Annotated in this window: 19 protein-coding genes; 15 read left to right on the top strand and 4 right to left on the bottom strand. The window is 48.0% G+C overall.

Annotated features, from left to right (window positions below):
* Positions 1–54 precede the first annotated feature (54 nt).
* The gene (locus DN748_RS03485; protein ID WP_236636774.1) at positions 55–4,524 is read right to left on the bottom strand and encodes a translocation/assembly module TamB domain-containing protein; all 4,470 of its coding nucleotides are present in this window, start codon (positions 4,522–4,524) and stop codon (positions 55–57) included.
* 124 nt (positions 4,525–4,648) lie between these two features.
* Here DN748_RS03485 and tsaD point away from each other — a divergent pair, with 124 nt between their 5' ends.
* Positions 4,649–5,671, top strand: coding sequence for a tRNA (adenosine(37)-N6)-threonylcarbamoyltransferase complex transferase subunit TsaD (gene tsaD / locus DN748_RS03490; RefSeq protein ID WP_112370471.1), 1,023 nt, complete (start codon positions 4,649–4,651; stop codon positions 5,669–5,671).
* Positions 5,672–5,684: 13 nt separating this feature from the next.
* Here the strand turns inward: tsaD and DN748_RS03495 are convergent, their stop codons facing one another.
* Positions 5,685–6,560 carry an AraC family transcriptional regulator gene (locus tag DN748_RS03495; protein ID WP_112370367.1) on the bottom strand — a complete coding sequence of 292 codons (876 nt, stop codon included), beginning with the start codon at positions 6,558–6,560 and terminating at the stop codon, positions 5,685–5,687.
* A 209-nt stretch (positions 6,561–6,769) separates the two neighbouring features.
* Here DN748_RS03495 and DN748_RS03500 point away from each other — a divergent pair, with 209 nt between their 5' ends.
* The 11 genes from DN748_RS03500 to DN748_RS03550 all read left to right on the top strand — a co-directional run bounded on the left by DN748_RS03500 (position 6,770) and on the right by DN748_RS03550 (position 15,681).
* Positions 6,770–7,144, top strand: a complete 375-nt coding sequence (locus DN748_RS03500; RefSeq protein ID WP_112370368.1) for a DUF983 domain-containing protein — start codon at positions 6,770–6,772, stop codon at positions 7,142–7,144.
* A 122-nt stretch (positions 7,145–7,266) separates the two neighbouring features.
* Positions 7,267–7,974 carry a 16S rRNA (uracil(1498)-N(3))-methyltransferase gene (locus tag DN748_RS03505; RefSeq protein ID WP_112370472.1) on the top strand — a complete coding sequence of 236 codons (708 nt, stop codon included), beginning with the start codon at positions 7,267–7,269 and terminating at the stop codon, positions 7,972–7,974.
* 26 nt (positions 7,975–8,000) lie between these two features.
* Positions 8,001–8,642: a DUF4159 domain-containing protein gene (locus DN748_RS03510; RefSeq protein ID WP_112370369.1), complete on the top strand. Its 642-nt coding sequence runs from the start codon at positions 8,001–8,003 to the stop codon at positions 8,640–8,642.
* An 85-nt stretch (positions 8,643–8,727) separates the two neighbouring features.
* Entirely contained in the window at positions 8,728–9,096 is a 369-nt protein-coding gene (locus DN748_RS03515; RefSeq protein WP_146746551.1) for a hypothetical protein, read from the top strand.
* 84 nt (positions 9,097–9,180) lie between these two features.
* Positions 9,181–9,621, top strand: coding sequence for a hypothetical protein (locus tag DN748_RS03520; protein ID WP_112370371.1), 441 nt, complete (start codon positions 9,181–9,183; stop codon positions 9,619–9,621).
* Positions 9,622–9,667: 46 nt separating this feature from the next.
* A complete protein-coding gene (locus DN748_RS03525; protein ID WP_112370372.1) occupies positions 9,668–10,576 on the top strand; it encodes a hypothetical protein in 909 nt (302 codons plus the stop codon).
* A 1-nt stretch (position 10,577) separates the two neighbouring features.
* Positions 10,578–12,563, top strand: coding sequence for a TonB-dependent receptor plug domain-containing protein (locus DN748_RS03530; protein ID WP_410528304.1), 1,986 nt, complete (start codon positions 10,578–10,580; stop codon positions 12,561–12,563).
* Positions 12,564–12,599: 36 nt separating this feature from the next.
* Positions 12,600–13,475 (top strand): MbnP family protein, encoded by an 876-nt coding sequence (locus DN748_RS03535; protein ID WP_112370373.1) that lies wholly within the window; start codon positions 12,600–12,602, stop codon positions 13,473–13,475.
* A 98-nt stretch (positions 13,476–13,573) separates the two neighbouring features.
* The gene (locus tag DN748_RS03540; protein ID WP_112370374.1) at positions 13,574–14,596 is read left to right on the top strand and encodes a cytochrome-c peroxidase; all 1,023 of its coding nucleotides are present in this window, start codon (positions 13,574–13,576) and stop codon (positions 14,594–14,596) included.
* A gap of 410 nt (positions 14,597–15,006) precedes the next feature.
* Positions 15,007–15,240, top strand: a complete 234-nt coding sequence (locus DN748_RS03545; protein WP_112370375.1) for a hypothetical protein — start codon at positions 15,007–15,009, stop codon at positions 15,238–15,240.
* A 129-nt stretch (positions 15,241–15,369) separates the two neighbouring features.
* A complete protein-coding gene (locus tag DN748_RS03550; RefSeq protein WP_112370376.1) occupies positions 15,370–15,681 on the top strand; it encodes a type II toxin-antitoxin system RelE/ParE family toxin in 312 nt (103 codons plus the stop codon).
* Between the two features lie 234 nt (positions 15,682–15,915).
* Here DN748_RS03550 and lysA read toward each other — a convergent pair whose 3' ends face one another.
* Complete coding sequence (gene lysA / locus DN748_RS03555; protein WP_112370474.1) at positions 15,916–17,175, bottom strand: diaminopimelate decarboxylase; 1,260 nt, start codon at positions 17,173–17,175, stop codon at positions 15,916–15,918.
* A gap of 360 nt (positions 17,176–17,535) precedes the next feature.
* On the opposite strand from lysA, the gene sucC reads away from it, so the two are divergent.
* The 3 genes from sucC to DN748_RS03570 all read left to right on the top strand — a co-directional run bounded on the left by sucC (position 17,536) and on the right by DN748_RS03570 (position 19,826).
* Complete coding sequence (gene sucC / locus DN748_RS03560) at positions 17,536–18,729, top strand: ADP-forming succinate--CoA ligase subunit beta (protein WP_112370377.1); 1,194 nt, start codon at positions 17,536–17,538, stop codon at positions 18,727–18,729.
* A 109-nt stretch (positions 18,730–18,838) separates the two neighbouring features.
* Positions 18,839–19,240: a TerB family tellurite resistance protein gene (locus DN748_RS03565; RefSeq protein ID WP_112370378.1), complete on the top strand. Its 402-nt coding sequence runs from the start codon at positions 18,839–18,841 to the stop codon at positions 19,238–19,240.
* Positions 19,241–19,397: 157 nt separating this feature from the next.
* Positions 19,398–19,826 carry an Hsp20/alpha crystallin family protein gene (locus DN748_RS03570; RefSeq protein WP_112370379.1) on the top strand — a complete coding sequence of 143 codons (429 nt, stop codon included), beginning with the start codon at positions 19,398–19,400 and terminating at the stop codon, positions 19,824–19,826.
* A gap of 120 nt (positions 19,827–19,946) precedes the next feature.
* Here the strand turns inward: DN748_RS03570 and DN748_RS03575 are convergent, their stop codons facing one another.
* Positions 19,947–20,471, bottom strand: coding sequence for a DUF4136 domain-containing protein (locus DN748_RS03575; protein ID WP_112370380.1), 525 nt, complete (start codon positions 20,469–20,471; stop codon positions 19,947–19,949).
* Positions 20,472–20,513: the final 42 nt, after the last annotated feature.

Here is a 20,513-nt window from a genome sequence, read left to right on the forward strand (position 1 = left end):
GCCGGAAACAAAAAAACTCCCCCGGACGGATTATCGTCCGGGGGAGTTTTTTTATCAGCTCCCGGCATTCCCTTTATTTCCGAACCTCACCAATCCGTTGCCCATGGTTTCGGTCCCGGAGGTCTCTTCAGGGGGGTCCGGTTCCCGTACTGCGTTCTCTTCTTTCGGGGTAAACACTTTTCGGAGCAACTCCCGGAAGGTATTAAAATCTACCTGGTACGACAATCCCGCCCCCTGGGTATACCCGATCCGGTCGGCCAGCCATTGCTGAATTTCATTTTCCCGGTTAAAGATACGCGCTCTCAGGGTACCGTCTTCATTGAGCAGTATCTGTACTTCCACATCACCCGCTACAGCAGTTTCCGCCACCCCGCCTATGGGCACCCCTATCTTTCCGTTCAGCAGGATACGGTCGCTGATCTGGGTGGAGACCGTTACCCCAAACCTGTCCTGGGTCTCAAAATCGAGATTGGGGTCCCTCGTTCCGAGTTCGTAAGACAAGCCTATATCGAATTTTCCGTCGCCGGAATTCAGGATATCGTTGAGCATACTAAAGCCCGACTCGATAAAGTTCCCGGCCACCCCGCCACCGCTTATATTGATCTCGTTATTGATAAATGCCCCCTGAGACAGTAATGAAAGGGCCTGCAGTTCCCGCTTGCTCTTGTCGTCCAGTTTGTATTGCAGCTCCGAATTGATCACGGCATTGGTACCCGGAAACTGGATATCAAAATCGATATCCGGCTGCAGCAGTTCCCCGTTCAGCTTTATGATCAGGTCGGTCTCTATCTTCCGGGTCACCGAATTATTATCGAGCAAAACCGCGGGATTGGCATTGAGGTTATACACCGCTTCCAGGTCTACATTGGCCCTCAGCGGATCCCCGTTCCAGCTCATAAACCCTCCCGGCTTCACCTTGAATTTCTTTTCTATGATCCCGCCGTATTTAAAATTGTAATCCCCGCTAAAGGTGGTAAAATCTCCCCACATCCTGAATTTTCCGTTGGTATTGATCTCCAGGAGTATATTTCCCGCTCCCCGCCCTCTCAGGGAGCTCCCCAGTTCCTTGTCTATGACGATCTCCACCTCGGCATCAGGGTTTATGTCCAGGTCGAATTCCAGCTCCAGCCCCTTATAGTCCTGGAGTTCCCTCTCATTGGTAGCAAAGGTGGTCTCTCCGTTTTTATCGATAAAATTAATAAAGGAGGTATCCCCCACCGTCACTTCATTGTCCAGGGGTATCTTAAGCGATGTCCCCTTTGCCGTTGTGGCAAACATCTTTATGGTAAGTTCGTCGGTAAGCCCGTAGATCTGGGCCTCCCCGTTTATGAACCCCGTACCGTAAAACAGTTCTTCCTCTGTTTCGGGAGTATTGAGCGCCAGGAAGCGCTGCCCTTTCGTATCCAGGCCCAGGTCGAGGTACCAGTCGGAGAAATGAGTATGCGTAATCGTTCCGTTCAGCAACGCCCTGGTCTTAAACCTGGTATCTGTCAGGGTGATATCGTCGAACTTAAAGGTCTGTCCGAAAAGTTCGACGGAAGTTTCCGGGGCAAAATCGAGGTCTACATTGAGGTAAGGGATCTTCATACCGGCATCCCGGAGCTGTATCTGCCCGCTGAGATCCGGTTTCTCAAAGGTTCCCGTAAGGCGTGCTTCCCCCGATGCGAGCCCGCGGATGTCGGATATAACCTCTTCCCCCAGCCTGCTGAACGCGGCCATATCCAGGCCGGAGAGCCTCATTTCCACATTCATGGAGGGCTTGTCGTTATCAAACGAAACATCCCCCACTACATCGAGAACCTTACTGCTCCCCTTCTGAATAACCGCATCGATACCGTAACTCGAAAGGTTCTGGTTGCCCACGATACCCACATCAAAATTCCCGAGAGTGATGTCGTTCAGGGTGAAATCATCGATGCGAAGGTTGGACGACGGAAAATAATTTCCGCGTTGCTGAAGCACGTAAAATTCCCCGTTCATCAATCCTTTCAGGCTCAGGTTATCGATATCCGGGGTTACCTTGTCCAGGTTTACATTCCTGAAATGTACCGAGAGGTCCTTATAGGTGGAATCGATCATTTTTCCCTGCAGGTTGATCTGTTCCTCCCCGTGGTTCATCACCACCGTCTCTATGGTCACCGTATCCAGCGTCTTGTTAAAGACCACCCGGTTGCGGCGGTTGTTGTCCTTATTCAGCAACCAGTGATTTCCCTTAAACCCGACTTCGGAACGCTTGAACCCTACCACCGACTTGTTATCGGGGGTTATCGTATGGTAAAAATTGAGATTGTATTCATCTTTGCCCCCGTCTCCGCCCCGGAATTCGGTACGGAAAAACAGGGTATCCTTTATGGTGGTGTTGATCAGGTTGAAATCGGAAACATCGTAAAACCCGGTGTGTATCTCCCCTACTTCCACATACGTATTGAACAGCGGGTTCTTGTTGTCAATCTGCAAATCGATATTTTTGATATTGCTTCCGAAGGCGTCGATATTGGGCGACCGGAAATTAAACCTGAAATCTCCTGCATCGGCGATCATTTCCCCTTTTACATAGGTATTTCTTCCCAGTTTGACCTCCGGGAAGAATACCTCTATGATCTTGCTGTTGATAAAGAAATTGAATTCCACGTACTGATCGGGCAAGATTTCGTGCGGACTGTAATTCGCATAAATGCTACCCACGGAATTCTGCACGATCTTACCCAGCTCCCTGAACGAGAAATTCCCTTTCATAAAACCGTTGATGATCTCGGGCGAATCTACCGTAAGCACCCTTCCGGTCTCATCGATCACAGAGATGATCTTGAAATCCTCAAAATAATACTCGTCGTTCTGGTTCTTGTAACTCGTCTTCAGGAAATTGATCTCCCCCTTCAGGTTATCCATATCGTTCCCGGTAATGTTCATGCTGATATCCCCGGAAAAGACCGACACACTGTCCCGCGATACAAAGCGCAGTGCATGGAGATCGGCATGGGTTATGGAAGCCCTGAAGTCGAACTGGTTCTCTTCTCCCGACAGGTCGGCCAGGCCCTCGAAGCTCATCTCAAAATTCTCATCGTTAGACAGCAACGAGCCGTCGAACAGCTGGTCCTTGACCACTCCTGCCACAGCCACATTCTCATAGCGGTAACCATTGTACACCAGGCTGTTTACCATTCCTCTTATCTCGGTATTGAGATTTTCCTCGGTGAACCCCTTTCCGTCTACATCCACATGGAGCGAAGCCTTTCCCAGCTTATCGATCTCGATGAACTCCCCGAGATCGAAATCGGTCATGCTGATGGTTCCCGTATACGAGGCATTATCAATATCATCTATATCCGTAAGTTCCAGTTTAGAAAGGCTGTTTCCCAGTTCGGTTTCCAGTTCAAGGTCCGTTCTTACGGTCTTTTCGGTAATCATCGCCTTTCCCCGGGCCCTGAGCTGCCCCAGTTTGGCGAGAGACGACGGGAGGGCATTTCCGAGGATATTGGGAAGCAGTCCCCTGAGCTGGTAATAACTGGAGGAAAGCCAGCTTATATCGGCATCTATCCGGAACGGGATATCCGAAGAGAAGAGCCCCCTGAAATCAAAATTACCGTTAATGCTCGTATTATCGGTGGTAACTCTCAGGTTTGTGGTATGCAAACGGTTCAGTACCCCGTCCACTTCCGAACTGAAGGTTACCCGCCTTCCCCGTCCGAACTCATTGTAAAACACATTGACCTCATCAAACGCAATAGTCGCATCGGAAAAGCTTCCCTTTACATTGACCTTGTTGAGAAAATCTGCAAAATCTTCCCTGTTGTACAAAAAGGACAGTTCCCCTTTGATGCTGGACCGGGGGGTCTCTATGGTAAGATTTTCAAAATTCATTCGTTCGAGGCCATACGAAAAATCGGTTTCAAGTTTTTCGACCCTTATCCCCCGGTCGGCCACAAACCCCAATTGCCTTACCCGGGCATCCACCTCGGGACCTGCTATCCTGAAATCCTCCACATCGGCCTTTAATTCCCGGAAATACAGTATATCCGGTTTTTCCGCATTATCGTCCGTAATGCGGAAACGCGCATCCTCCAGCCGCACTTCGGAAGTGGTCAGCAGAAAAGTGGACGGCCCGGTTTTTGTCGTGTCCGGTCCTTCGAGTTTTTCCACGAAATCGTCGAGGTTGGTAAAATCTTCCCCTTTATAGGTTTTCAGGTGAAAGTACACCTCCTGCATATCGATATCGCCGAAATTGAGTTTCCCGTCGATCATGCTCTTCACGTTTCTCACACTGAGCAGGGAAGTATTCAGCCGTCCCACCGAGATCAGGGTATCGCGGTGATGATCGGCTATATAGATATCGCGCAGGCTCACGCTGCCGAAAAAGGAAATATAGACCCTTCTTATCTCAATACTGGTCCCGAAATCCTCATTGAGTGCAGCGGTCACTTTTTTGGCAATACCCGTCTGTACCGGAGGGAGTGCCAGAAAAACACTCACCATGACCAGCAACAAGAACAGGATCAAAAAAGACCTGACTACTATTTTCCTCAATTTCCTGATAGGTTCCTACACTATTAAAGGATTATGAACAAGCGCTGTAATGACCGGCCTGATTACCGGAACAGGCATAAAATGCTTACCTTTGCAGGCAGCAACTTTTATTCCGAAAATCCATATGAAGGAACAAAAAACATATATCCTTGCCATTGAATCTTCCTGCGATGATACTTCGGCCGCCGTTCTTCTTAACGGAAAAGTCCTGAGTAATGTTGTAGCCACCCAGAAAATTCACGAGGAATACGGCGGTGTCGTTCCCGAACTGGCCTCACGGGCACATCAGCAAAATATTGTTCCGGTAGTACACACAGCCCTTAACAAGGCAAATATCGGTAAAAAAGAGTTATCCGCCATAGCTTTTACGAGCGGTCCGGGACTTTTGGGATCGCTGCTCGTCGGGACCTCCTTTGCCAAGTCCCTGGCACTGGCCCTTCACATCCCGCTTATCGAAGTAAATCACATGCAGGCACATATCCTTGCACATTTTATAGAAGACCAGGGGCAGGACAAGCCTTCTTTTCCCTTTCTGGCCATGACCATCAGCGGCGGGCACACGCAGATCATACGTGCAGACGGTTTTTTCGACATGACGGTGATCGGGGAAACCATTGACGATGCCGTGGGGGAAGCCTTTGACAAAAGCGCCAAGATACTCGGGCTCCCCTACCCGGGAGGCCCGCTGATAGACCGCTATGCCCGGGAAGGCAATCCCGGGGCATTCGCCTTTCCGAAACCGAAGGTAGACGGACTGGATTTCAGTTTCAGCGGCCTGAAGACTTCCATTCTGTATTTCGTCCGGAAACATCAGAAAGAAGATCCGGCATTTGTGGAACACCACCTGAAAGACATCTGTGCCTCCATACAGTACACCATTGTAAACATACTGATGGACAAACTGAAAAAAGCCTCGAAGGAAACGGGAATCCGGCAGATTGCTATCGGTGGCGGGGTATCGGCCAATTCCGGGATACGGGAGGCCCTGAAAAAAGGCGAAAAAAAATACGGGTGGAAAACCTATATCCCCAAATTCGAATACACCACCGACAATGCTGCCATGATAGGCATTACGGGCTATCTCAAATACCTGGAAAACGACTTTTCTTCCCAGAATGTAACGGCCAAAGCCCGTTTTAAGGTATAGTAACCCTCACGTGTTACCTGTACCTGCGGACAAAATCTGACGGGGTCATACCCGTATTGCGCCGGAAAAACCTGGAAAAGTAGGCATAATCTTCATATCCCAGAGTACGCGCAATGGCGGCAAATGATTTCGGGGCGTGCACAAGAAGGCGTTTGGCTTCCAGCAAAACCCTGTCTGCCACCAGTTCCGTAACTGTTTTTCCCAGTGACAACTTAACCATACGATTCAAGTGTTTCGGACTGATATTCATCATGGCGGCATAGGCCGATGCCGATTTTTCTACAGGATAATGCTCCTCTATAAGTCTTTCCAGTATCCTGATTTTCTTCGTGTATCCGGCCGGAACGGTAACCTCGCTGTTTTCCGTTTGCAGGTACAGGCGGCTCATATTGATATACAGTATATCGAGAAGACTGGCCACAAGAGGGGTACTCATATAACCGCCCCGCATGTGCTCCCGGAAAATCCGGGCAAACAGGCCCGATATGCACTCCCGGTCTTCATCAGGGATAAAAAGTGAAGACGGATTCTGCACGGAATAATAAAAAGGAAAGTTATAAAGAGACCTGTTCATAAAATGCATCTCATAAAATTCACGAGTGTGAAAAAGTACAAAACCATCTGTATCTGCCGTAAACTTCCAATGATGCGTCTGTCCGGGAGACATCATAAATACACTCCCGGGAAGAATCGGATAGGAATGAAAATCTATTTCGTGCACCCCACTCCCCGAGGAAAAGAAAACCAGAACAAAAAAATCATGTTTGTGGGGCAGGGATATGGCTTCATGAAAACTTCCCGCATGCTGCTTAAAGGTATTGCTGTAAAAATAGGAATACTCCTTTTCCGGGCCGAATTCGTCAATATGCAAAACCTTTATTTCTTTCATACTTATGGATCACTGTATCTCACAAGGGCTTACAAAATGTCTCAAAAACACAAATAAAAGCGTAAAAAGCACAACGATTTTTCCACCCTCTACCCTCAACTTTGCACTATAAATACTCCCGGCATAACTTATGGTAAGCCCAATTAATACAACCAGGTAAAAAACAGATTCCCGATTGCGGAGAGGGAGACAGGCAAATATACATCAACATGTCATACATTATAAATATCATTAAAGGAAAATGTCCTGATTGTGAAAAAGGAGACATATTTATCAGCAAAGGCAACCCCTTATTGTTCAGAATGCCTAAAATGCACAAAAAATGTACCTGTTGCCAGCACAGTTTCATAAAGGAACCAGGCTATTTTTTCGGGGCGATGTATGTTAGTTATGCCTTATCGATGGCAGAAATGATAGCGGTGTTCGTCTTGTGCAAGCTTATCCTGGGGATGAACAGTATTCCCGTATTTTTGATCGTACTCGTTATCGCCCTGTTCTCCAGCACTATTAATTTCCGTCTTTCCAGAACCATCTGGATATATATATTCAGTAAAAGGAAAACCGACAGACCTATAAGAACATAAAAATCAATGATATACATTATTACAAAATCAAAAACTCCCTTATGATTTTATTCTTACCTTAGCGCCAAAGCACCAGCAATTCCGGGCAGCTCCGAGTGGCCGGTGTGAGCAAGTTTGTACCCATGAATTTATTTTTCAATCCCGGTATTACGGATAAGACAGACTCATTTACCTTCGATCGCGAGGAGAGCAGGCATATTGTAAAAGTCCTGCGAAAATCGGAAGGAGACCTCATTTATATTACCGACGGCCGCGGCCACCTGTTCCGGGCCGAAGTGACCCTCGCCGACCCTCGGCACTGCACCATTGCCATCACAGACAAAGAAATACAGCCCGAAAGGCCATATTACCTGCATATGGCAGTGGCTCCTACCAAAATGAACGACCGCTATGAGTGGTTCCTGGAAAAAGCTACGGAAATCGGGATCGACGAAATAACCCCGGTCATCTGCGACCATTCCGAAAGGACCGTGATCAAAAACGGGAGGCTGGAAAAGATCATTCAGTCGGCCGTGAAACAATCACTTTCCGCTTATTTGCCCAAACTCAACAACCCCGTATCCCTGGCAGATTTCCTGGAAAAGGAACAGGACGGACAGGCATTTATGGCACACTGCGAAGACGGACAGGAACGCGTACTGTTGCAACGGCAGATCAGGCCGGGCGGAAACTATACCATACTGATCGGCCCGGAGGGTGATTTTTCTCCGGAAGAGATCGAAAAGGCACTGCGCAAAGGATATATTCCCGTATCTTTGGGAAATACAAGGCTCCGTACCGAAACTGCTGCCGTGGTGGCCTGCCATACCGCGGCCCTGACCAACCAATAGCACACCCGGGCCATAAAAAAGACCATATGAACAAACTGGCCATACTGCTTCTGCTGTTATCCTTTTCCCCGGCACCTGCCCAGGAGATCGCCGTACTCAAATACGGCGGAGGGGGCGACTGGTATGCCAACCCTACCGCCCTGCCCAATCTCATCCGGTTCAGCAACCGTCAGCTGAACACCCGCATCAGTGAAAAACCGGCCACCGTAGAAGCCGGAAGTATGGATATCTTCCAGTATCCCCTGCTCCACATGACCGGGCACGGCCATGTGTTCTTCAGTGACAAAGAAGCCGAAAACCTGCGTACCTACCTGCTGTCGGGAGGGTTCCTCCACGCCGATGACAATTACGGGCTCAGGCCCTATCTCGAAAAAGAGATGCAGAAGGTGTTCCCGGACAAGACTTGGACCGAAATTCCGCCCGACCATCCCGTGTTTAACCAGAAGTTCCATTTCCCCGACGGCCTGCCCAAGATACACGAACACGATAATAAACGCCCGCAGGCGTTCGGATATTTTCACGAAGGAAGGCTGGTATTCCTCTTCACCTTCGAATCTGACCTAGGCGACGGCTGGGAAGACCCCCAAGTGCATAACGACCCCGAAGAAGTACGGCAGAAAGCGCTGCGGATGGGAGCCAATATTGTACAATATGTCTTTCAGAACTGATATGAACTGACGGGAAAATTACCTGCATACCGATTTTTAACACCCGTCCGTGCCCCCGATCGTATATATTCCGTACTTTTGCCCCGTGAAACACTTTTTCCTCATAACAGCGATAGTGATCGGTCTCAAACCGGCTTTTCCCTTTCTGGAATACGCGGTTAACTACGACTATATATCGCAGGTGCTCTGTATCAACAAAGACAGGCCCGAGGAACAGTGTTTCGGCAAGTGTTACCTGATGAGCGCCGTGAAAAAGGAAGTGGAAAACGAGGGGAAAGACAAAGCTGCGACCGTCAAGTTCGAACACCAGCTGCTCTTTCACCAGGAAGTCACGGCAAACAACCCCGAAGTAATCGCTACCGGCGATAAAAAAGAGAGCTTCTGCCAAAAACAGGAACACTACAGCTCACTCTTTATCAAAACAACCTTTAAACCTCCGATCTCATTGGCTTAGGCTATCGTAATGACCCCCATTACGGGGTACACATCCGGCAGAATATACCGGGGGACAATTACACATACTCAAAAAGCGTATTCAATGAGATCATTTATCCTTTTTTCACTGCTGTGGGCTGCCGTTTTTTCCGTAACGACCTCCTGCAGTGACAAACCTTCTGAAGAAGTCCGTAAATACCAGGAACTATACCGGGAAGTCATTGCCGTTCACGACGAGGTGATGCCCAAAATGGGAGAACTGAACGCCTTGTCCAGAACCCTGAAACAGGAACAGGACTCCATTTCGGCAACACACACCGGTATCCTGGACAGCCTGAAATTATCGCATACCACGATGATGGAATGGATGAAGGACTTCAGTGAAAAATTCCCTTACGGCAAATCTGATCCCCTGCAAAAGACTCCCGAAGAGCTGCACAGGGATATCGAGCTACTGCAGGCCGAACTCGGGGAAGTCAACCGGATGAAAGACCTTATTGAAGAGAGTATGACTAAGGCCAAAAAAGCGATATCGGGGAAATAATATTGCTTTCCCCGGAAATAGTCACCCCCATCTAACATTGTCAATAATGCAAAAAACAAGGGTTTTTGTCATCGCGGCATGCTGTGCCGTCATGTCCTGCACCGTAGACAAAGCGGATTATGAAGCAGAGACAGGTCATTCAGATACAGATCATTACGAATTCAAGGAAGTCACGGCCCTCCAAAGCGAAAACCACACTATAAGTATAGAAGCTCTTAACGGGCTGCTCTACAAAGGTTATAACGAGATTCGTTTGAAGATTGACGGTGGCGGTAACACCACTAATATTTCTGAGGTGTCTTTTTTACCGATAATGACTACCGCAGAAGAGGAAGTTTCCTGTCCTCACAGATATCTCTTAGAATACAACGACGAAGGGTATTTTTCCGGATATGCGGTGTTTACCCATGAAAGCAGTCAGGGAAACTGGGAGCTATATATCGGTTTTTCTGCTGATGGCGAAGCTTACCAAGCGTCGGCGCCGGTTACGGTAGAAGAGCAGCCCAACAAAAACCTGAACATGACCTCGTTCACCGGAAATGACGGTTACCAGTACGTCATTGCACTGGTGGCTCCCCGGAAACCGGAAGTTGCGGAAAACAACCTTGTTGCCGGAATTTACAAATACGACCAGCCGGCCGGCACTGTCGGGACTCTCCCTGATCCTTCACAGTTTTCCTATTCAGAAGCGAGCAACTATACGTTACAGATCGACCCGCGAATGCCTGAACCTTCTATGGGAAATCACTCTTCCCCAAACAACGTCGACCTGGTGCAGGAAGACGACAAACTGTATCACGGTGTGGTCAATTACACCATGACCGGGAACTGGACCCTGAATTTCATCATGGTAGACGGAAATGGAAGGATCATAAAAGGAACAGAGGTTTCTACGGATTTTACTCCCGGGGTGGAAGGAGCGAAAAGCGAACTTTTTATCGATATTTTGTTCTGAGATGATGAAGTTCCTTACCACTATGGCATTTTTCGGGACGGTAGTTCTGAATGCCCAAGATATCGTGAAACAGCAGGACAGTATAACTGAACTCGAAGAAGTGGAAGTAATCGCCACTGCCAAAAAGCGGATTGAAACGGATATGAAAATGGCGGTTTCCGTCGATGAATACCTGGCTTCCTCCGCCGATATAAGTTTTGTAAAACGGGGGGCCTTTGCATGGGAGCCCCTGCTTAACAATATGAGTACGGAACGCACTGCGGTTACTATAGACGGCATGCATATTTTCGGGGCCTGTACCGATAAGATGGACCCGGTCACTTCGTATGTGGAGAGCAACAACCTTTCCGGGATCGACATAAAATCGGGGCAGGCGGGCAGTTTACACGGCTCTACCATTGCTGGAAGCATTGACCTGAAACGGAAAAGCACGCCGTTCGGGCTGGAAAAAAAATGGGGCGGTACCTACCAGAGCGGTTTCGAATTAAACAACGATCAGTGGTTCAACCTCGGAAACATATCCTATTCCGGCGACGGGTTTACAGCAGACGGAAGTGTTTCCTTCCGCAAGGCGGGCAATTATTCCGACGGTCATAACGACGAAGTACATCATTCGCAATTCAGCAAATTCAACACCTCATTAGGGATGGCCTATAAAACGGGCCCGCTTTCTTCCATACGGGCAGACGCTATTTTTGACGTGGCCAAAAATGTCGGGTTTCCCGCATTGCCCATGGACCTGTGGCTTTCCCGGGCAATAATTACATCGGCTTCATACAAACAGCTGTTTGAAGACGGACTAATAAGAGCCTGGGACACCAAATTTTATTTTAATGCCATAGAACACTATATGGACGACACCACGCGTCCCGAAAACCTGGTCCATATGGATATGCCCGGGTGGAGTACCACCTACGGGCTGCTTTCCAGGGCAACCCTGAAGCACGGTCGTTTTGCTTCTGAAATCCAGCTGAATGCCTATGAAAACCTGTCGATCGCAGAGATGCACATGTACCCGCAGGACCGGAGCAAAAAGACGATGTTTGCCTATAGCTGGCCGGAGGTCACTACCCGCTTTGGCGGGATCTCGGTAAATAACTCCTGGGATATATCGGAAAAGAGTCAGTTGAATTTCGGCGGTGCTATCGGACTGCATTTTAACCGCTCCAGGTATGTGGAATTCAACCGGATATTTCACCCGGAAGCCTCCCCCGAAAAAACAAGGTTCCTGCCCAGCCTGCATGCCGGGTACCTGCTAAACCTCGGGCATTTCCACTTTTCAGCAGGCACAGGATACGGGCACAGGGCGCCTTCCGTGTCGGAAGGTTACGGATACTATATCTACAACAGTTTTGACCGGTACGATTACATAGGCAATCCCGACCTGAAAAACGAGGTCTCCTACGAGATCAATGCCAGTGCAGGGTTTAAGAACAGGAAAATGAGTATGGAGGCCAGGGCAAATTATTTTCATATCGAAAATTATATCGTCGGGGAGATACTGAGCACAGGGAGCCCCATGAATTATCAGTCTGTAGGGGTGAAAGGCTATACCTCCCTGGACTATGCCACACTTTTCAATATGTCGCTGAACGCCAGTGGTGAAATCCTGCCGAATTTACACGGCGAAGGTACGCTCACCTACGCAAGGGGGACAGATCACAAAAACAAGAACCTCCCCTTTATCCGTCCGTTGAGCTACCGGGCCTCCCTTCACTTTACGCATCGTCACTTCGGGTTCCGGACATCGTTCAACGGCGATGCCATACAAAAAGATTACAGCCCGGAATACGGGGAAGACCAGACTCCCGCCTATGCGATCTGGAATATTTCCGCCGATTACACCTTTATGATCGGAAACCACGTCACCGTCTTACAGCTCGGCGCGGAGAATGTATTTGACACCTATTACAGCACCTATGCCGACTGGGGCAATATCCCCAGAATGGGCCGGAATATTTTTACGTCCCTGAAATTCAATTTTTAAGAAAACAGATATAATTAATAACATAAATCAAAACAAATGAAACATCTGAAAAAGTACGTTCTGCTATCAACCCTCACATTGGCGCTGATCTCCTGTAGTTCAGACGATGACCATCCCGTTGCCAACAACATGACCCTTCATTTCCACAACACCTTCAAGGATACCGGTATTGTTCTCGGTGACGCCGCTTCTCCCGATGCTACGGTAAACACATCGGCAGCCGGACAGGTCCATCACTTTTCCGAACTGAAATACGTGATCAGCAATATCCGTCTCATACCGCAGGACGGCAGTGAATTTCCCTATAACGTAAACGACCTGGACAGGGGGGCGACGGTTATCGACCAGTCAAAACCGGAAAGCCTGGACTACATCCTGAACAACATCCCGTCGGGAGAATACCGGCAGGTAAAATTCGGCCTGGGGGTCAGGCAGGAACTGAACACCCTGGACGAGGTGAGATTTCCGGAATTCTACGCTACGGCAGGGGCCAACGACACGGAAATGATGTGGGAATGGGGAACCGGTTACCGCTTTGTGAAACTGGAAGGTTTTTACGATACCGATCACAAGGAAATGTCTGTCCATACCGGAAGCACCGTAGAAGGGACCAACGGTGACGAAGACACCTATACACAAGGGGTGGATGCCTACCGGGATATTACCTTAGACCTCCCTGTCAACGCCGCAGTAGGAAAAAATGCCCCCGTAATAACCATAAAGGCAGACTTTGACAAGCTGCTGAGCGGAAAGACCAACACCATTACCCTGACCACAGGAACCTCGATGGGAGATAATGCCACTCCCAATATTCACACCGCCGACCAGATGGTGAAATTCGTGGACAACCTGGGCGGGAACGGTTCGGGCGACCTTACCGGGATGTTCGCTGTAGAAGAGGTAGAAAACTGATTCGTTATAAGAGCTGGCCGGGAAACAACCTTCGGTCAGCTCTTAAAATAAAATACGGAACCCGTTCTGGGTTATCTCAACGTCTCACTGCAAAAGGCATGAAAAAAATAGCCGGAATTTTCGCTGTCATACTGCTGCTGTTGTCCTGTAATCCGGACCACACGGAAGACTTCTTTTTTTATGACAACCCGGAACTTCCGCTGCATATTCCGGACGGCTTTCCGGAGCTCAACCCCTCGGTAAGTATCAATCCCCCTACCAGGTACGGGGTGGAACTGGGTGAAAAACTGTTTCACGAAAAGAAATTCAGCAGCAACAATACCATTTCCTGTGCCGGTTGCCATCAACAGTCCCATGCTTTTGCCGACAATCACGCTCAGGCCGTGGGAATTCACGACAGGGTCGGGCTCCGGAATACGCCGCCGGTCCAGAATATGGCCTTTATGAAATTCTATAACTGGGACGGGAACATCCTTCAACTGGAAAAACAACCGCTGGTTCCCGTAATAACACATGAGGAAATGGACTCCTCCATCCTCGAGGTCATCGGCAAGATCAGTGGCGACCCCGTATACAGGGAGCTGTTCCGCAAGGCATTCGGCGATGAAGAGATCACCCCCGACAGGGTCTACCGGAGTATTGCACAGTATGAATACACCCTGGTATCGGCCAACAGTAAATACGACAAGGTAATGCGGGACGAAGGAGAAACCTTTACGGAAAGTGAAGCGAGGGGATATCAAACCTTCAGGCAGAAATGCGCCGACTGCCACAGTACGGAACTGTTTACCGATCAGAGTTTCAGGAATATCGGTTTCCCGGTAAACCCCGGCCCCGATGAAGCCGGGCGCGGCAGGGTAACGGGAATCCCGGAAGACTATATGAGGTTCAGGGTCCCTTCTTTAAGAAATGTGGAATACACCGCTCCTTACGGAAGTTTCGGCCAGTTTCCCACCCTGAAGGCCGTACTGGATTATTTTGACAACGGCGTTCCGGATGCCGCCAATCTCGACCCGGTGTTTAAAGCAAACGGGAACAGGATACCGCTTACCGAAGGAGAAAAAGACGACCTTATCTCATTTATGAAAACGCTGAGCGACCAGGCATTTACGGGACGATGATCGCAGACATCAAAATCAGGGATATTTGCAGGGTGCTGTTTGTTCGGTTACAGGTTGCTGGTCTGAAATATTCAGGGCGTTGACAATGCTCTTCGAGTTTGCAACTTTGCAGCCCATAAACTTCTTGTACGAACAAAAAACTAAACGCCTCTCAGAGAGAAGCTGGATATATCTGCTTTCTACCAACAGGAGCGGGTTTATAAATTATTATTTGAACAGAGAGCATTTGTTTTTTATTTTTGTATGTACCGGTACCTGAAAGCCCATTTAAATTGTTCAGAGACAAACGCTCAGAACTAAAAAAAACATCAGAATAATCACAAAGAAGGGAGATATTCCTGTATGCAGAAGGAGGTAAAACCAGTATCTTTCATCAAAAAACAACTGTCTAATCAGTTAAAACAAATACAATGAACATACAAGACGAAAAAGCGATCATCATAGAGCAATTCAGGCAGGTAAACGATATAAACCTGATCCATGCCATTAAAAGCATGCTCGACTATGCAATGAAAAAAGAACAGGAAATCCTTGAGGTTCCTGAAGCCCACCGGCAACTGGTAATGGAACGTTTTGAAAAGGTACGTAAAAATCCTGACCGTCTTTTGGATTGGGATGAAGCTAAAAAAAGATTAAAGACCTGAACAAACAAATGTGATTGTTTCCGGATACGGGTTATTCATATAAAATGTAATGAAAATAAGCTCAACATGAACTCCTGAACATGCATGACTTTTTTGCAGATTTTTACAGGCAAAAAGTTTTAAAAACAGATGAAAAAATTCAAAGTAAAAATTGAACCTGAAGCTCTTGCTGATATTCAAGAAATTACCGACTGGTATAATGAACAACAGAAAAAACTTGGAGAAAGGTTTCAGAAAACAGCTATTAAACACATAAATTCACTCAGCAGAAACCCACAGATCTACGCCATTCGCTACAAAGATATCCGCTGTGTTATTATCAAGAAATTCCCCTATATGGCGCATTTCTATATCGACAACAAGAACAACATAGTTGAAGTTCTCGCTGTGATAAGCACTGACCGAAACCCTAAGATCTGGCATGAAAAAACAAATACATAATCAGCAATTTCCGGCCGCACAACTCCAAAACTAAGAACTACGAACTAACAACTGGGTCAAAGACATTCGCAGAGCTAAGCGTTGTTTGTTCGATTACAGGCTGCTGGTCTGAATTCTGAACTCCAAACTAACAACTCCGGAACAATGCTCTTCGAAGATTTGTAACTTCGAAGCACATAAGCGTTGCCCGGAAATAAAAAAGGGACCTTTTTCAGGCCCCTTTCTAACGATGTATTATTGTTTTACGGTAATGTTCTCTTCTTTGGGCTGCTTTGGCTGTTTTCCGGTATCCAGGTCTACCTCCACCTGGTTGCGTACCAGGTCTTCGAAGGTTTCCCGTTTGCGGATAAGATGTGCCTGCCCGTTGTACCACAATACTTCCGCCGGCCTGAACCGGGAATTGTAATTGCTGGCCATGGTAAAGCAGTAGGCCCCGGCATTTTTAAAGCACAGTATATCCCCCTCGGTGATCTGGGCGATCCGGCGGTTATTGGTAAAGGTATCCGTTTCGCAGATATATCCCACTACCGAGTAGAACCGATCGCGTCCGTCAGGGTTGGATATGTTTACGATATCGTGATGCGCCCCGTAAAGCATGGGGCGGATCAGGTGGTTGAAACCGGTATCCACTCCCGCAAATACCGTAGAGGTCGTCTGTTTTACCACATTGACCCGCGCCAGGAAGAACCCGGCCTCACTTACCAGGAATTTCCCCGGCTCAAAAGCCAGGGTCAGGTCTTTACCGTATTCCTTGCAGAATTCGTTAAACCTCCTGGAGAGTTTTTTCCCGAACTCCTCGATATTGGTCTCTATATCCCCTTCTTTATAAGGCACTTTAAAACCGCTTCCGAAATCTATAAAATCGAGATCCTTAAAGTGTTTAGCCGTCTCAAAAAGAATTTCGGACGCATACAGGAACACCTCTATATCGAGAATATCGCTCCCCGTATGCATGTGAATACCGTTTATACGCATCCTCGTGTTCTCCACAATACGGAGTAAATGCGGCATCTGGTGAATACTGATCCCGAACTTGGAATCGATATGCCCTACCGAAATATTCGTATTGCCCCCCGCCATCACATGAGGGTTGATGCGTATGCACACCGGGATGTCCGAATGCTTGGTACCGAACTGCTCCAGTATGGAAAGGTTGTCGATATTGATCTGTACCCCCAGGGCAGCCACTTCCTCTATTTCTTCGAGCGACACCCCGTTGGGGGTAAAAATGATATCACCGGGCCTGAACCCCGCCCTTAATCCGAGCTGTACCTCCTGGAGGGAAACCGTATCCAGCCCGCTCCCGAGATTATTCAGTACCTTCAGCACCGAAATATTCGACAGTGCTTTTACAGCATAGTTGATCTTCAGGTGCTTCACCTTGCCGAAGGCACCGGTAAGTCTTTGATACTGAGAGACGATCTTCTCAGCGTCGTAAACGTAAACCGGAGCTCCATACTCCTTTGCTATCTGTAGCAAATCCTGATTATTCATATATAAAGACATGTATTAGTGTTCGGAATTTCCAAGTATAAACGCACAAATATAAAGGTTTTAGCTTCAGTTCAAAGAAAAAGCGGTCTCATAAAATAAAAAACAAACATTTCGTGACAAGTAAAACAAAAAACCGTTATAAGCTGGCTATTCCTGTCATATCGTATCTCCCTGTTACCATTGTCCACTTCTAAAAAAACAGGGATAAACTGGTTATATTAAGGCAGGTTTGTTATTTTTGTACATCATTTAAACTAATGGCTGTTGGCCGGGTTTTGCGGCTGGTGGTCCCATAGACAGCCGGGTATTCTTCCCGGCCTATGAAAAGAAAATAAATACAAACAGATTGAAATCTTTGTTATGAATTTACACGAGTACCAGGGAAAAGAAATACTGGCCGGTTTTGGCGTACGGGTACAGCGCGGTATCGTAGCGCACAATGCCCAGGAAGCCGTTTCGGCTGCAAAACAACTCACTCAGGAAACTGGCACCGGCTGGCATGTGATCAAGGCCCAGATACACGCCGGTGGCCGCGGTAAAGGCGGCGGGGTGAAGCTGGCCAAAGACCTGAAACAGGTGGAGGAACTGGCCGAACAGATCATAGGGATGGACCTGGTAACTCCGCAGACCCCTCCGGAAGGTAAAAAGGTAAACCAGGTACTGGTGGCCGAAGATGTATATTACCCGGGAGACAGTGAAACTTCGGAGTTTTACATGTCGGTACTGCTGAACCGTTCGAAAGGACGAAACATGATCATGTATTCAACCGAAGGCGGAATGGATATCGAGGAAGTCGCAGAAAAGACCCCTCACCTCATCTTTACGGAAGAGATCGACCCTGCAGTAGGATTGCTGCCGTTCCAGGCGAGGAGGATCGCCTTTAACCTGGGGCTTGGCGGAACCGCCTTCAAGGAAATGACCAAATTCGTTAGTGCGTTGTACACCGCTTATATCAAGTCCGACGCTTCCCTGTTCGAGATCAATCCCGTACTGAAAACATCAGACGACAAGATCATGGCCGTAGACGCCAAGGTAACCCTCGACGACAATGCCCTGTTCCGCCACAAGGACTACGCCGAAATGCGTGATCTCCGCGAAGAGAACCCCATAGAGGTAGAAGCCAAGGCGGTAGGGCTGAACTATGTGGACCTCGACGGGAACGTGGGGTGCATGGTGAACGGTGCCGGACTGGCTATGGCCACGATGGACCTCATAAAACAGGCCGGTGGCGAGCCCGCCAACTTCCTCGATGTAGGAGGTACTGCCGATGCCAAACGGGTGGAAACCGCCTTCCGCATCATCCTCAAGGACCCCAATGTAAAGGCCATACTCGTCAATATATTCGGAGGTATCGTACGCTGTGACCGTGTTGCACAGGGTATCGTAGATGCATACAAAAACATGGGAGATGCCATTAAGGTGCCTATCATCGTGAGGTTGCAGGGAACCAATGCGGAAATCGCCAAGGAACTGATAGACAATTCGGGCCTTGCCGTTCACTCTGCCGTTCAGTTCCAGGAGGCTGCCGATAAGGTAAAAGAAGTTTTAGGCTAAGGATCTTCGGGATCAGGACTAAAAAATAATATATCAGGAACTCCCGGGAAAATAAATTCCGGGAGTTTTTGTTTTATATATACAGACGAAACAACCTACCCGATTCTTTATGAACACCAAAAGAGAAAAACTCAGCCTGCTCGCCGACATGATCGCCCTGGCACGAATTGACGGAGCCGTCAAGGAAATTGAATACCGCTTCCTGCTCTCCGTAGCCCGGCAACTGGAAATATCCAAAGACACTCTCGACGACCTCTTTACCCACGAGGTGGAAAACGTCCCGCTAAAACCCGAATCGGAACGGATCGTACAGTTCCACAGGCTTGTCCTTCTCATGAATATTGACCATAGCTCCTCTCCGGAAGAAATGGAAAAGATAAAACAATTCGGCCTCCGGATGGGACTGAATCCCGTAGCCACCAACAGGGTACTGGAAATCATGCACCGCTACCCCGACAATGTGGTTCCGCCCGATGTCCTGATCGATATCTTCAGGACCCATTACAACTGACCCATTCCCCTAACCCTGTTTCGGCAACCGAAAACTGACTTATTGTCATGTAAATATCGTCAAAAACAGACATATTGTCCTGTTTTCGGGATTGGAATTTTATTTGTTATACACTAACCGGAAAGTAAAAATGTCTAATCCTAAAAACAGTAGTATTATGAGCCTTATAAAAAGAAATAACGACGTCTGGTTTCCCACTATTTTCGAAGATTTTTTCAAACCCGACTGGATGGGTGGTTCTCAAAACACAGCCACTCGCATTCCGGCGGTAAACATCAGGGAAAACGACAGGGAATTTACCGTAGAACTGGTAGTTCCGGGAAAGAGCAAGGAAGACTTCAACATTGAAGTGGACGACAAGGTGCTGACCATTTCTTCAGAACACAAGGAAGAAAAAAACGAGGAGAATGAAAAATACACCCGCAGGGAGTATCGCCATTTCTCCTTTAAAAGGACCTTTAACCTTCCGGATACCGTAAACGACGACGACATCAATGCTTCGTACGAAAACGGCATCCTGAAACTCACCCTGCCCAAAAGAGAAGAAGCCTTGCCGAAACCCAAAAAACTCATTGAGATTTCATGATCGGGGTTAGGTTAATGGGTTATTAAGTTGTTGATCTTAATGTATGTTTCCTAAATAACGTAATACCTTAATAACCTAATAACCGAACACAAAGAAGTCGCCCTTCCCGGGCGGCTTCTGCTATTTTTTACGGGGCGGGTACCTGGAGAATACCTTTTGTACTACCTTGTGGTACATGGCTTCCTTGGCTTCCGGACTTGCATTATTGCGCACCTTTACCTCGTAAACCCCCTGCCAGAACAGCTCGTCCCGTCCGGCATCTATAAGATCGAAGGTCACTTCCTGAGAGGCTGCATTCGAACGGATGGGAATAGGTATTCCTCCCGAGATACCGATCCCTCCCCTCCGGCCACCGGTCCCCACACCGATACCCACAGAGCTGTTATAAGGTCTTTCGTAGTTCCTCGTAAAAATATTGATATACATATCCGGGGTATCCGACAGCGTCATCCCCCTTGTCTTCAGCAGGGCTTCTACCGCGGCAGTAACCCGTTTCTCGTCGAGCTGGTTCAGCCCCGACCGCATTTCAGGATAAAAACCAAAGGTTCTGTACGAAGAAAAAGATACCGAAGGATCATAATCCGTTTTTACCGAAGCACAGCTCCCCAGTAACAGGAGCACCACTAAAATACAGGAAAATCGCATAACATATCGCTTTTTCCAAAAATAAGCAATTTATACAAAAGT

This window comes from Sinomicrobium soli, assembly GCF_003285545.1.
Classification (GTDB): domain Bacteria; phylum Bacteroidota; class Bacteroidia; order Flavobacteriales; family Flavobacteriaceae; genus Sinomicrobium.